This is a genomic window from Faecalibacterium gallinarum, from assembly GCF_022180365.1.
Taxonomy (GTDB): Bacteria; Bacillota; Clostridia; order Oscillospirales; family Ruminococcaceae; genus Faecalibacterium; species Faecalibacterium gallinarum.
This window is the reverse complement of sequence record NZ_BQKV01000053.1, coordinates 67,299-81,041: the sequence shown is the minus strand read 5'-3', so window position 1 is coordinate 81,041 and position 13,743 is coordinate 67,299. Positions and strand designations below refer to the sequence as shown.

The following is a 13,743-nucleotide window of genomic DNA, read 5'->3' as shown; positions in this document are numbered from 1 at the left end:
GCGGCAGGCTCTCCATTTATTATAGCACACTCGCCCGGGGAAAGTACAGCTCCCCGCTGTGAAATTTGCCTTCCCCTGTCTGAAAGAGGGTATTTTTGCCCATCCTGACCTTGCAGCCCTGTTTGTTTTTTGGAATTCTTTCGGCGAAAGGAGTCCCCGCCTTATGAAAAAGCTCTGGTACTGCCTGTTTTACGGCCTGTGCACCTTCACCCTGGTATTCAGCTTTGCCTGGATGCTCTCCACCCAGACCACCCCGCCCGGCTCTGCCCCGGCGGAGAGCGCCTCCTCGGCGCCCCCCAACGTTCTGGCCCAGGCCCCGGCCTCGGGGGTCGCCCTGCCCCAGGGGGGATACTATCTCTGCGACGAGGGCGGGCGGCTGGCGGTCTACCGCTGCGGCGCCGACGGCAAACCCACCCAGCGGCTGGAACTGACCGAGATCTATGTGAACCTGCTGCCCGAGCCCGACGCGCTGCGGATCAAGCAGGGTCTGGTGGTCTGGGGGGACCAGGAGCTGGCCTCCCTGCTGGAGGATCTGGGCAACTGACCTTCTGTAAATACAACGAATCCGGCAGCAGAAAAGCCGCAGCGGCCCGACCGGGTGCTGCGGCTTTTTTGGTTTTTTATGCTTCCAGCCCTTCCAGCGGCACAAGGTATTCCTTGCGGCAGCTCTCAAAGGCCAGGGTGTAGTCCTTGCTGGGGTTATGGTGCATCATGGTTTTGAGGGTGTGGGAGTCGTACTCCAGCCCGTTCTCCATCCCGATGATCCGGGCCGCCACGTTGGAACAGTGGTCCGAAATGCGCTCCACGTTGTTCAAAACGTCCAGGAAGATGACGCCCGCGTCGATGGAGCAGACCCCCTCTTTCAGTCGGAAGATGTGCTGGTCCCGCAGCTTTTCCACCATGATGTCGATGGTCTCCTCCAGGGGTTCCACCTGGGCAGCCACCTTGGTGTTGGCGTTGCAGAAAGCCTCGTCGGTCAGGGTCAGAATCCGCTCCAGAGCGCTGTCCAGCAATTTCAGCTCCCGCTGGGCGCTCTCGCTGAAGGAGACCTCCTTGTCTTCCAGCTCCTGGGCCTTTTCCATGATGTTTACGGCGTAGTCGCCGATCCGCTCGTATTCGGTGACAAAGTTCAACAGGTCGCTGACGGTGTGGCTCTCGTCGTCCCCCAGCTCCTGGTCGTTCAGGTGGATCAGATAGTTGGTGATGTCCACCTCCATCCGGTCGATGAGGTTTTCCCGCACCCGGATGGCGCTGACCACATCCTCGTCCATCTTCACCAGCAGGGGCATGGCCAGCGCCACGTTCCGGGCGGAGCGGCGGGCCATCTTGGCCATGGCGTTCTTGACCTGCTGGAGCGCCACCGCCGGGCTCTTGTAGAGACGTTCGTCCAGCACCGGCATGCTCAGCTCCTGCTCTTCCTCCTTGCTGTCGGGCACCGTCATCACCGCCAGACGGGACAGCCCGGCGCTGAAGGGCAGGAACATCAGCATGGCAAAGATGCTGGACAGGGTGTGGATGTTGGCGATGGCGCCCTTGTTGAGCACGTCGTCCCACATGGGGATGCCCACCACAAACTTAACCAGATAAATCAGGATCAGCAGAATGATACTGCCGATGACGTTGAAGTACAGGTGAACCAGCGCGGCCCGCTTGCCGTCCTTGGAGGAGCCGCCGATGGTCAAAAGCGGGGTGAAGGCGGTGCCGATGTGGGCGCCCAGAATCACCGGAATGGCCGACCCGAAGGTCACAAGGCCGGTGCTGGACAGCGCCTGAAGGATGCCCACCGACGCCGAGGAGGACTGGATCAGCACGGTGACCACCAGGCCCACCAGGACGCCCAGGATGGGGTTGGTCATGCTGACAAAGAGGTTCTGGAAGAAGGGGCTCTCCTTGAGGGGGGAGACACCGGTGTCCATCAGGCTCATGCCGGTGAACAGGATGCCGAAGCCCAGCAGAATCTGGCCGATGTTCTTTTTCTTCGCGTTTTTGACGAACACATAGAGAATGCAGCCAATGAAGGCCACCACCGGCGAAAAGGTCTTGGGCTGCACCAGGGTCAAAAGCAGGCTTTCGCCCGAGATGTCGGCCAGCCGGATCAGCTGGCCGGTGACGGTGGTGCCGATGTTGGCGCCCATGATGACGCCCACCGACTGGGTCAGGGTCATGATGCCGGAGTTGACAAGGCCGACGCAGATGACGACCGTGCCCGCGGAGGATTGGATCACCCCGGTGATCAGGGTGCCCAGCAAAACGCCTTTTAATGTATTGGAAGTCAACCGCTGAAGCACGCTCTGCATCTTGCCGCCTGCCAGCTTTTCCAGGCCCGCCCCCATGATCGACATGCCGTACAAAAACAGCGCAATGCCGCCCAGAAGGGAGGTGATGTGTGTGATATCCATAACGACTCTCCTCTTATGGCTTCCTTTTATTTACATAGTTTTCCGCGATATCCCAAAATTCGCGTACAATTCTATTATACCATCTCCCCCGCGGGCGCAACAAGTGTTTTTTACACAAAATTGACCTTTTCCTTACTTGGATTTTTCCATCCTCCTGCACGGTTTTGGCCGCTTTTGCCGCCTGGACGCAAAAAAACACGGCAGCCGAAGCCGCCGTGAAAAGAGAATTTTTATAAAAATCCGATCCGGTTCAGACGCCGGGCCGGGCGCCGGCCGCCGGGGAGGATACGGGCAGAGTTTTGTTCCGGGCGTCGCTCTCCTTGGCCCGGCTCTTGTCGTAGCAGTAGCGGATGATGGCCTGGCGGCGGACGATCCCGATAAAGATGCCCCGGTCATCCACCACCGGGACAAAGTTCTGGCTCATGGCCGCCTCGATCAGCTGGTCCATACTGGTGGTGACGGTAACGGGCAGATAGTCCCGCTTGTGGGGGAAGGAGGCGATGGGCACATCCTCGGCCGCCTCGATGTCCAGCCCGTGGAGGTTCTTGAGCCCCCAAAGGATATCGCCCTCGGTCAGGGTGCCCACATACTCCCCCTGGCGATTCAGCACCGGAATGGACGCGTAGCGGTTGTTCTCCCATTTTTCCAGCGTCTGGCGCAGCGTGAAATCGTCGTAGACATACATCAGGTCCTGCTTGGGTGAAAGAAAGAACAAAATATTCATAACTGGTACTCCTACTGTTGATCTGTGCCCCACAGGGGAACACACCCCCGAAAGGCCCCTTAGCCCGCAGAGAGCGGGCGGTTCCGCATCTCCATATTAGCACTTCTGCACATGAAAAGAAACACTTTCTCAGGATTTTTAGATTTTCTTCACAAACAGGATTTTACTGCCATCAAAAAATCCCGCCAAAGCGATGCACAGTTTTCTTTTTTGTGCTATACTGTTTATACAGGCTTATCCGTCCTGATTTTAGTATAATGGATGCATATGTCTAAACTATGAAAAAAGCGGCCGAATTTTTCCCCGGTCAGAAAGAACTGTATTTGTTTATGGTATCCAAGCACACCCTGCTCCGGGCCGCGGCTGCGGCTCTGAGCCTCGCCCTGCTGGCCGGCTGCGCCCGGCCGGCGGTCATCGCCCCGGCCTCCTCCGAGACGGCGGACTCCCAGGCGGCCGCCCAGCCTGCGCCCCAGGTGCTGGCCATCGCCGCCAACGCCGGGCAATTCAACCCCTATCTCACCCCCAACAGCCTGACGGTCCAGTGCGCGGACCTTCTGTTTGAAAAGCTGGTGCGTCTCTCCCCTGCCATGGATCTGGAGTTCCGGCTGGCCCAGAGCATCGAGTCCAGCGGGCTGACGGTCACCATCCTGCTGCAAAGCGGCTGCACCTTTGCCGACGGCACCCCCCTCACCGGGGAGGACGTGGCGGCCAGCCTGACGGCGGCCAAAAACAGCGCCCTTTACGGGGCCCGGCTGACCAATATGACCGAGATCGCGGCCGAGGGCAATCGGGTGACCATCACCCTGGCCGAGCCGGACAGTCTGTTCGCCTATCTGCTGGACCTGCCCATCCTCAAGGCCGGGGAGGTCGCCTCCCCCCAGCCCACCGCCAGCGGCCGCTACACCTACGACGGGGCCGACGCCCTGGTGCCCAACCCCCGGGCGCCCTTCCCCGTGGAGGGCGGGCCGGAGCGGGTCCAGCTGACCGATGTGGCCAACTACGACGAGATCGTCTCGGGGCTGGCCCTGGGCACCGTCAACTTTTACCAGGCCGAGGCCAGCACCTCCTCCACCGTGGCCTCCAATGAGAACTATTTCCGCACCAACATCCTGATGTTTTTGGGGGTCAACGCCAGGGCGGACAATCCCCTTTGCAGCACCGCCGGCGGCCGGGCTCTGCTGAGCCAGATCCTCTCCCGCCGGGAGCTGGCGGACCAATACATCAGCGCCACCCCCGCCACCGGCGCCCTGAACAGCCTCTACGACTGCATCCAGGGCAGCCAGCCCATCGGCACCGAGGCCGACCTCTCCCAGCTGGAAACGGTCATGGCCCAGTTGGGCTATGCCTGGAACGACCAGACCGGCCGGTACGAAACCCCGGAGGGCGAGCCCGCCGCCGTGGAGGTACTGGTGTATACCGGCTCGGCAGACAAGGTCTACGCGGCCACCCAGCTCCAAAAAGAATGGTCGGAACTGGGCATCCAGGTCACCCTGACCACCGCCGAGGATTTTAATGTCTATCTGGAACAAATCCAGCGGCAACAATTTGAACTGTACATCGGCGAATTGAAGTTGTATAATAATATGGATCTCATGCCGTTTTGGACCGGCAACGCCCGCTACGGTCTGGCACCCAGCCAAACGCTGCTGGACGCCTACGCGCTGTTCCGGGCAGACGCCAGCCAGGCCGGCGCGTTTGAAGAGGTCTTTGCCGCCGAAATGCCCTATATTCCCCTGCTGTGGCGCAGCAGCGTGACGGTGGCCAACCGCAGCGTCAGCGGGGTCGTCTCCAGTGTGAGCGACCTGTTCTATTCGCTGGAGCAATTTACAGTCAAGAATTAAATTTTATAAACAAAGGAGCAGAGCGACTATGATCACTTCCCACTTTCCCCTGGGTGATGTCCGCTTCTCGGCCGAGTACTTTTCGGCGCTGGTCGGCGAAGCGGCCAAGAACTGCTACGGCGTGGCCGCAATGACCCCCCGCAGCATTTCGGACACCGTGAAAGGCCTTGTGCTCGGCACGGATTTCTCCGCCAAGGGCGTCCGTGTCACCCAGCAAGATGGCCGGCTGGTCATCGAGCTTCACATCGCGGTCAGCTATGGGCTGAATATCTCCACCGCTGCACAGAGCATCACGCATCGGGTGCGGGATGAGGTGGAGCAGGCCACCGGGCTGAAAGTTGCCCGGGTGGTGGTCTCTGTGGACGACGTAATCGCCTAAACAGACTGGGCAGCTCTGGCAGCCCGCATGGAATACAAGGAGTGAAAACAAATGATTAGCGGTAAAATTTTGCGCGACGCCATTATTTCCGGCGCCAACAATATCAACAACCAGCGTTCCCGTGTCGATGAGCTCAACGTCTTCCCCGTGCCGGACGGCGACACCGGCACCAACATGGGCATGACCGTGGGCGCCGCCGTCCGGGAGCTGGAGACCCTGGCCGACGACTGCACCGTGGGCGAGGCCGCCAAGGTGGCTGCTTCCGCCATGCTGCGGGGCGCCCGCGGCAACTCGGGCGTCATCACCAGCCTTCTGTTCCGGGGCTTCTCCAAGGCTCTGGAGGGCAAGAAGGAAGCTGACGCCGAGGATCTGGTCTGCGCCCTGGAGAAGGGCGTCCAGGCCGCCTACAAGGCCGTCATGAAGCCCACCGAGGGCACCATCCTGACGGTGGCCCGCGTCGCCTCGGAGGAGGCCCGGGCCAGCGGCATCGCCGATGTGGACGAGCTGTGGAATCTGGTTCTGGCCGCCGGCCAGCGCGCCCTGGACGACACCCCCAACCTGCTGCCCGTTCTGAAAAAGGCCGGCGTCGTGGACGCCGGGGGCCAGGGCATCCTGATCGTGTTCGAGGGCATGGGCAAGGTCTTCCACGGCGAGCCCATGATCGCCAGCTCCGATCTGACCCAGAACAAAGCCAAGCTCTCCACCGCCAACGCCGGCAAGGGCGTCTACACCGACGATCTGATGAAGGTGGAGGACATCACCAACGGCTACTGCACCCAGTTCCTGATCAACAAGAACGAGGGCGCCAGCGCCGCCAAGATGCGCGCCTTCGCCGAGTCCAACGGCGACAGCGTGGTCTGCATCGAGGACGACGACGTCATCAACCTGCACGTTCACACCGCCGACCCCGGCAAGATCCTGAGCGAGGCCATCAAATACGGCTACCTGACCAACTTCAAGATCGAGAACATGCACGAGCAGTTCCTGGCCCGCCAGAAGCAGGGCAAGAGCCTGGAAAAGCAGGCCAAGGCCGAGCAGAACCAGCGGGATTCCATCGCCAGCGAGTTTGTCTACGCCGCCGTGGACCCCAGCCGTGACTATGGCTTTGTGGCCGTGGCCGCCGGCGAGGGCCTGAAGGCCGTCTTTACCGATCTGGCCGTGGATGCCGTTGTCTCCGGCGGCCAGACCATGAACCCCGCCACCGAGGACATCCTGGCTGCCGTCCAGAGCGTGCCCGCCAAGACCGTCTTTGTGCTGCCCAACAACAAGAACATCATCATGGCCGCCGAGCAGGCCGAGAAGCTGGCCGACCGCAAGGTGATCGTCCTGCCCACCCGCACCATCCCCATGGGCATCACCGCCATGCTGAACTTTGACCCCACCGCCACCCCCGAGGCCAACACCATCGGGATGATGAAGGCCGCCGACGGCGTTTCCACCGGCCTGATCACCTACGCCGCCCGGGACAGCGAGTACGACGGCAAGCGGATCAAGAAGGGCGAGATCATGGCGCTGGAGAACGGCAAGATCGTCTCCACCTCCAACGACCTGACCAAGGCCACCTATCGCCTGGCCCGCAGCATGTGCAAGAAGGATTCCAGCTTTGTGACCATCATCTCGGGCTGCGACGTCAGCGACGAGGAAGCCGAGAAGGTCACCGAGATCGTCAAGGCCAAGTGCCCCGGCCATGTGGAAGTCAGCCACATCCGCGGCGGCCAGCCCGTATACTACTATATGATCAGCGTGGAGTAATCAAGACCCGCGCCTGAACGTTGCAACAGCCAGGCAGCCGCCTCTCCCCGATCGGGGAGGGGCGGCTGCCTTTTTTATTATTGCCTATCCCAAAGGAAAAGCGCCTCCCCGCCGGCAGAACCGGCAGAGAGGCGCTTTAATGTACCCAGTGAATTACTTATTTTCCATCCAGTCCAGCATCCGGTTCAGCCCGGCCTTTGCGCCAGAGACAAAGAGGATATCCCCCGCCCGGAACTGGAGGCTCGGCGAGATGTTCTCGGTGACGTTGCCGCCGTTCTCGATGGCGATGATGTTCAGCCCGAACTGGCCGCGGAGGTTGACGTCCAACACCGTGCGGCCGATCATCTTTTCGGGGATGGCCAGCTTGGAGATGTTCACCTGCTCCGACAGCTGGACGAAATCCAGCATATGGCCGGCCTCCAGCCGGTGGGCCAGACGGATGGCCATGTCGTGCTCGGGGTAGACCACCTGGGCCCCCAGCTTCTCCAGGATCTCGCCGTGCTCCTCGCTGGTGGCCTTGGACACCACCGTGCCGATGCCCAGGCTCACCAGGTGCAGGGTGGTCAGGATGGAGGCGTCCATCTTCTCACCGATGCAGACCACCGCCACATCGCAGTTCTGGATGCCCGTCTCGGACAGGGTCTTTTTGTCCAGGCTCTTGACCACATAGGCGTTCTCGGTCAGCTCCCGGATCTCCCGCACCTTTTCTTCGTCCTGGTCCAGCACCACAAGCTCTGCGCCCGAGGCCGCCAGCTCCACGGCCAGCGCGTAGCCAAACCGGCCCAGGCCCACAATGCCGTAGGAAATCTTCTCTTTTTTGGGTTTGCCAAACATAAGTATTCCTCCTGTGCGTCAACCAATCGAAATATTGCCCTCCGGGTAGCGGGTGCGCTCCCCGTTGCTGAAGTACCACAGCGAGGCAATAGTCAGCGGGCCCAGACGCCCAATGTACATAATCAAAATTGCAACCAGCTTGCTCCCCACGGTCAGCCCCGGGGTGATGCCGGTGGAAAGACCCACCGTGCCGAAGGCGCTGACCATCTCGAACAAGACATCCAGGAAAGGCAGCTCCGGCTCAAAGAGGATCACCAGATAGGTGCCGGTGAGGACCACCCCCAGGGCGATCAGGGTGATGACCGCCGCTTTGCGGAACGCGTCTGCGGGCACCGAGTAGCGGAAAGCCTTCTCCCCCCGGTTGGTGGCCGAGGAATGGATGCCCTGGATCAGCACAAAGAAGGTGCTGGTCTTGATGCCGCCGCCGGTGGATCCGGGGGACGCGCCGATGAACATCAGCACGATCAGCACCAACAGCCCCGCCTGGGAAAATTCCGACAGCGGATAGGTGGAGAAACCAGCCGTACGGGCCGACACGCTGTGGAAGAAGGCCGCCATCCAGCCGATGGGCTCAGTCAGCCGCAGCAGCACTGTACCCACCAGGATCAGCGCGGCACTGACGCTCAGCACCACTTTGGCGTGCATGGAGAACTTCCGCCAGCAGAACCGCTTGGCCAGCATCTCCTGAATCACCAGAAAGCCGATGCCGCCGAAGAAGATCAGCCCGCAGGTGACCAGGTTGAGCATCACACTATCCCGATAAGGGATCAGGTTCTGGAAATTGCCCAGGATATCAAACCCCGAGTTGTTGAAAGCGGCCACCGAGTGGAACAGGCTGATGCCCACCGCTTTCAGGAAAGGATAATCCCGGATGAACACGGTAAAGCTCAGCGCCGCCCCCAGCCCCTCGAAAAAGACGGTGGTCCAGAAGACTTTCTTGATGAAGCGGACAACCCCCTGGGCCGAGTTGAGGTTCATGGCCTCATAGACCAGGCGGCGCTCCTTCATCCGCATCTTTTTGCCCATAGCCAGGATCACCCCGGCGCCCACCGACGTCACACCCAGGCCGCCGATCTGGATCAGGCCGCCGAGGAAGAACTGCCCCAGGGGCGTGAAGGTGTCTCCCGCATCCACCGCCACAAGGCCGGTGACGCAGACGGCGCTGGTGGAGGTGTAGAGTGCGTCAATGTACTGCACCGTCACCCCGTCCTGGACGCTGCAGGGCAGCATCAGCAGCACCGAGCCCACCAGGATAACCAGGGCAAAGCCCAGCGCGATGATCCGCGCCGGGGATTGCCGTTTGATAAAGTCCAACATAACTTCTCCTGTTTTTATTCCGACGTATTCTCCAGCGGGCGCCCAGCCCGCCGGAATCCTACCTGTGCCGGGGCTGTTGCAGCCCGAAACACGGGATTATTATAGCACAAATCGACCGGAAGGAACAGAATCTTTTTTACTTTACGTTTCTTTTACATTGGGCCGCGCAGGCCCTTCTCAGAAGAAGCTCACCTGGCTGCTCTCGGGCAGATCCCCCAGGGCGCCCGCCTGGCGCAGCCGGTCGATCACCGCGCTGCTGACCCCGGCGGCCTGCTGCAGCTCCTCGATGGAGATATACTCCTGGCCGTCGATGGTGGCCTTTTCCAGAGCTTCGGCCGCCGCGCCGCCCAGGCCCTTCAGGGCCGAGAAGGGCAGCCGCACCTTACCGTCCTCGAGGATATAGCGGGTGCCTCGGCTCTTGCCCAGCTCAATGGGCAAAAACTCGTATCCCCGCACCAGCATCTCGTTGACCAGCTGGAGGGAGACCAGAATGTCCTCGTCCTTGGCGTTCTTCTCTTCTTTCAGCCGGCGGGTCACCTCGTTGATGTGGGCCCGGGCCACCGCCGGGCCGCCCACCGCCGCCTCGTAGTCGATGTCGTCGCCCCGGACGGTGAAGTACACCGCATAGAAGGCCTGGGGCCGGTAGAGCTTGAACCACATCAACCGGATAGCACTCATCAGGTAGGCCACCGCATGGGCCTTGGGGAACATATACTTGATCTTGCGGCAGGATTCAATATACCAGTCGGGCACATCGTGCTCCCGCATGGCCTCCTCCCAGCCGGGGGCAAAGCCGCCCTTGGCCACCTTGCCTTTTCGGACGGCCTCCATGATGTCGAAGGCCATCTTGGGTTCCAGGCCCTTGCGCAGCAGGTAGAGCATGATGCTGTCACGGCAGCCGATGACCTCCGCGATGGTGCAGGTGCCGCTGCGGATCAGCTCGTCGGCGTTGTTGGTCCAGACGTCCGTCCCATGAGACAGGCCCGAAATCTGGATCAGCTCGGAGAAGTTCTTGGGCCGGGCCTCCACCAGCATCTGACGGACAAAGTTTGTGCCCATCTCGGGGATGCCGAAGGTGCCGGTCTGGCTGTCGATCTGCTCGGGGGTCACCCCCAGGGCCTCGGGGCTGGTGAGCAGGCTGTACACCTTGGGGTCGTTCATGGGGATGGAGTCCACCGGGATGCCGGTATACTCCTCGAAATACTTATAGAAGGTGGGCATATCGTGGCCCAGCTCGTCCAGTTTCAGCAGGGTGTCGTGGAGGTACTTGAATTCGAAGTGGGTGGTCAAAAGGCCCCCCGCCACGTCGTCCGCCGGGTGCTGGATGGGGCAGAAATCGTAGATTTCGTAGGTGTCGGGCACGACCACCATGCCGCCGGGGTGCTGGCCGGTGGTCCGCTTGACGCCGGTGCAGCCCAGGGTCAGCCGGTTTTCCTCGGCGTGGTTGACGGTGCGTCCCCGCTCCTCCAGGTACTTTTTCACATAGCCGTAGGCGGTTTTGTCCTGGATTCCCGAGACGGTGCCCGCCTTAAAGACGTTGGCCTTGCCGAAGAGTTCCTCGGTGTAGCGGTGGACGCTGCTCTGGTATTCGCCCGAGAAGTTCAGGTCGATATCCGGCTCCTTGTCGCCGTAGAAGCCCAGGAAGGTCTCGAAGGGGATGTCGTGGCCGTCCACGATCATCCGGGTGCCGCAGACCGGGCAGTCCTTGTCCGGCAGGTCGAAGCCGTCGTCCACGCTGCCGTCGGTGATGAACTCGCTGTGTTTGCACTTGGGGCAGCGGTAGTGGGGCGGCAGGCTGTTGACCTCCGAGATGCCCGAGAAGTGGGCCACGGCGGAGGAGCCGACCGAGCCACGGCTGCCCACCTGGTAGCCGCCGGCGTTGGAGTAGGCCACCAGCTTGACCGCGATGACGTACAGAACCGCGTAGCCGTGGCCGCAGATGGAGTCCAGCTCCTTTTGCAGCCGCTCCCGGACGATGTCCGGCAAGGGGTCGCCGTAATCCTCTTTGGCCCGCTTCCAGGTGGCCTCCCGCAGCTGCTGCTCGGCGCCCTCGATGCTGGGCGGATAGGTCCCCCGGGGGATGGCCCGGACGGTGCCGTCGATGGCCGCCGCGATCTTGTTGGGGTTTTTCACCACAATTTCGTAGGCTTTTTCCTTGGGCAGGTAGCTGAACTGGGCCAGCATGTCCTCGGTGGTGCGATAGTAGAGGGGCGGCTGGAGATCGGCGTCCTTGAAGCCGTTGCCCGCCTGGAGCACCGAGCGGTAGATGGCGTCCTCCGGCTCCTGGAAGTGGACGTCCCCGGTGGCGATGACCGGCTTGTGCAGGTCCTCTCCCAGCCGGATCACCGTCCGGTTGAACTCTTTGATGGTTTCGTCGCTGGGGACCCGGCCCTCCCGGACCATATACTCGTTGTTGCCTAGGGGCTGGACTTCCAAAATGTCGTAATAGGAGGCGATCTTCTTGAGCTCCTCATAAGAGCGCCCCTCCACAATGGCCCGGTAGAGCTCCCCTGCCTCGCAGGCCGAGGTCAGCAACAGGCCCTCCCGGTATTTGTTCAAGAGGCTCCGGGGCACCCGGGGCTTTTTGAAGAAGTAGGTCACATGGGCCTCGCTGACGATCTTATAGAGGTTTTTCAGGCCCATCTGGTTTTGCACCAGGATGATGAGGTGGTAATATTTCTTTTTCAGCACTTCCCGGTTGCCGCCAAGGCCGGTGTTGATCTCGCCGGTGCGGGTGATCTGCTTTTCTTCCAGGTCCTTGAGCATGACGCAGAAGATCCGTCCCAGGGCCCCCGCGTCCTCGCAGGCCCGGTGGGCCTCGTAGTCGGGCAGTTCCAGGTGCTTGTTGATGGTCCCCTGCTTATAGTTGGAAAGCCCCGGGTACATGGTCTGGGCCATGGTCAGGGTGTCGATATAGCTCAGGTTCAGCTCGATGCCGCTGCGGCGGGCCGCCGCCTTTAAAAAGCGAATGTCGAAGGAGTTGGCGTTGTGAGCCACCAGGGTCCGCCCGCCCGCGAAATCCAAAAACATCTGCAAAGCCTCGGCCTCGCTGGGGGCGTCGGCCACCATCTCGTTGGTGATGCCGGTGAGGGCGGTGATCTTTTCGGTGATGGGCTTGCCGGGTTTGACGAAGGTGTCGAACTCCTGTACCACCTCGCCGTTCCGAATCAGCACCGCGCCGATCTCGGTGAGGTACTCCACCCCGGGGTCCAGACCGGTGGTCTCGGTGTCAAAGACGCAGAACTCCCCATCCAGGGGCACATCCTGGACACCGTAGACACAGGGGACCATGTCATCCACAAAATAGGCCTCGCAGCCGTAGATCAGCTTGAAGTCGGGGTCCTTTTTGTGGATGTCGTCGGCGGCCAGCATGGCCTCGGGGTAACCCTGGCAGACGCCGTGGTCGGTGATGGCGATGGCCGGGTGACCCATGCTGTGGGCCAGACGGACGATCCCGCCCGGGTCACAGAAGCCGTCCATGCTGGAGAGCTTGGTGTGCAGGTGGAGCTCCACCCGCTTTTCAGGGGCGTGGTCCTCCCGGCGGCGGCGCTCCACGCAGAGGACGTCGTAGGGGTAGACGATATAGTCGTGCTCGTATTTGTCGTAGGAGCAGTCGCCCCGGATCAGGAGGGTAGTCCCCTTCTTGAGGCCCTCCCACTTGGAGCAGTCCTCCCCTTCCTGGGCGCGGATCTTCAGGTTGATGGAGCCCGCATAGTCGGTGATGGAAACGGTGTAGATCTTGCGGAAGTTGCCCTTGACCTCGGTGGCGAAGACATCGCCCCAGATCATGCACTTGCCGCCCTCGCCCCCCAGATCCTTGAGGGGAGTGAGGTTCTTGGGTTTGAACATCTTGCCGTGGAAGATGGTCACCGGCTTGTCGGTCAGGTCCAGCCCCTCCACCTGGATGGCCGGGGCGCTGGCCTTGGCCTCGAACTTCACCACCGGGGGCGCGGCCTTCCGTTCCAGTTTTTCCATCAGCTGTTGCTGCTCGCCGGCGTCCGCCGCCAGGATCAGGTGAACGGCGGGTTTTACGCCGGTGTGGTCCTCGATCTTCTGGGCCAGGAGTTTGTCGAACTCCAGCTCGGTGAGGAACTTGGTGCCGGTGTGCACCCCGATGGTGATCTCCTGGCCCTCGATTTTGACGCTGCACCGGTCCAAAAACCCGTTGATGGGCACGCCGTCCCGCTTCATTTCCTCGAAAATATCCCGCAGGGCAGCTTCGTCCAGCATGGGATACCCGAAACAGTTGTGGATGCGCAGCTCGTAGCCCTCATAGTCGGGCTGCAAAGACGCCAAAAGCCGCGCACACAGGCCCTTGTCCAGCGGCGCGGCACTCTCCAATGTAAATATGACCCTCTGCTCCTGCCGCAGCATACAGGCGTGGGCCACCAGCACGCGGCCAAAACAGGCCGCAAAATCCGGGTCCGCCATGAACTGGGGCCAGAGCTGGGATACAAGTGGTTTCACAGATTGTCTCCTTTAATGCAAACCGGAGCG

Annotated in this window: 9 protein-coding genes; 4 read left to right on the top strand and 5 right to left on the bottom strand. The window is 61.3% G+C overall.

Features of this window, described 5'->3' with window-relative positions:
• The first annotated feature begins 163 nt into the window (after nt 1-163).
• Nucleotides 164-544: a hypothetical protein gene (locus JCM17207_RS08280; RefSeq protein ID WP_238317142.1), complete on the top strand. Its 381-nt coding sequence runs from the start codon at nt 164-166 to the stop codon at nt 542-544.
• A 76-nt stretch (nt 545-620) separates the two neighbouring features.
• Here the strand turns inward: JCM17207_RS08280 and JCM17207_RS08275 are convergent, their stop codons facing one another.
• Both JCM17207_RS08275 and JCM17207_RS08270 read right to left on the bottom strand, forming a co-directional pair.
• Complete coding sequence (locus JCM17207_RS08275; RefSeq protein ID WP_238317141.1) at nt 621-2,399, bottom strand: Na/Pi cotransporter family protein; 1,779 nt, start codon at nt 2,397-2,399, stop codon at nt 621-623.
• A gap of 250 nt (nt 2,400-2,649) precedes the next feature.
• Nucleotides 2,650-3,123 (bottom strand): CBS domain-containing protein, encoded by a 474-nt coding sequence (locus JCM17207_RS08270; protein ID WP_238317140.1) that lies wholly within the window; start codon nt 3,121-3,123, stop codon nt 2,650-2,652.
• Between the two features lie 329 nt (nt 3,124-3,452).
• Here JCM17207_RS08270 and JCM17207_RS08265 point away from each other — a divergent pair, with 329 nt between their 5' ends.
• Genes JCM17207_RS08265 through fakA form a run of 3 tightly spaced genes read left to right on the top strand, consistent with a single transcriptional unit; the run spans nt 3,453 to nt 7,095 of the window.
• Nucleotides 3,453-4,964 carry an ABC transporter substrate-binding protein gene (locus tag JCM17207_RS08265; protein WP_238317139.1) on the top strand — a complete coding sequence of 504 codons (1,512 nt, stop codon included), beginning with the start codon at nt 3,453-3,455 and terminating at the stop codon, nt 4,962-4,964.
• A 28-nt stretch (nt 4,965-4,992) separates the two neighbouring features.
• Nucleotides 4,993-5,343 carry an Asp23/Gls24 family envelope stress response protein gene (locus JCM17207_RS08260; protein WP_238317138.1) on the top strand — a complete coding sequence of 117 codons (351 nt, stop codon included), beginning with the start codon at nt 4,993-4,995 and terminating at the stop codon, nt 5,341-5,343.
• Between the two features lie 51 nt (nt 5,344-5,394).
• The gene (gene fakA / locus JCM17207_RS08255; RefSeq protein WP_238317136.1) at nt 5,395-7,095 is read left to right on the top strand and encodes a DAK2 domain-containing protein; all 1,701 of its coding nucleotides are present in this window, start codon (nt 5,395-5,397) and stop codon (nt 7,093-7,095) included.
• Nucleotides 7,096-7,248: 153 nt separating this feature from the next.
• Here the strand turns inward: fakA and JCM17207_RS08250 are convergent, their stop codons facing one another.
• The 3 genes from JCM17207_RS08250 to JCM17207_RS08240 all read right to left on the bottom strand — a co-directional run bounded on the left by JCM17207_RS08250 (nt 7,249) and on the right by JCM17207_RS08240 (nt 13,677).
• The gene (locus JCM17207_RS08250; RefSeq protein ID WP_238317134.1) at nt 7,249-7,929 is read right to left on the bottom strand and encodes a potassium channel family protein; all 681 of its coding nucleotides are present in this window, start codon (nt 7,927-7,929) and stop codon (nt 7,249-7,251) included.
• An 18-nt stretch (nt 7,930-7,947) separates the two neighbouring features.
• On the bottom strand, nt 7,948-9,246 hold the full coding sequence (locus JCM17207_RS08245; RefSeq protein ID WP_373871939.1) for a TrkH family potassium uptake protein: 1,299 nt from the start codon (nt 9,244-9,246) through the stop codon (nt 7,948-7,950).
• Nucleotides 9,247-9,423: 177 nt separating this feature from the next.
• Complete coding sequence (locus JCM17207_RS08240) at nt 9,424-13,677, bottom strand: PolC-type DNA polymerase III (RefSeq protein ID WP_373871941.1); 4,254 nt, start codon at nt 13,675-13,677, stop codon at nt 9,424-9,426.
• Nucleotides 13,678-13,743 lie beyond the last annotated feature (66 nt).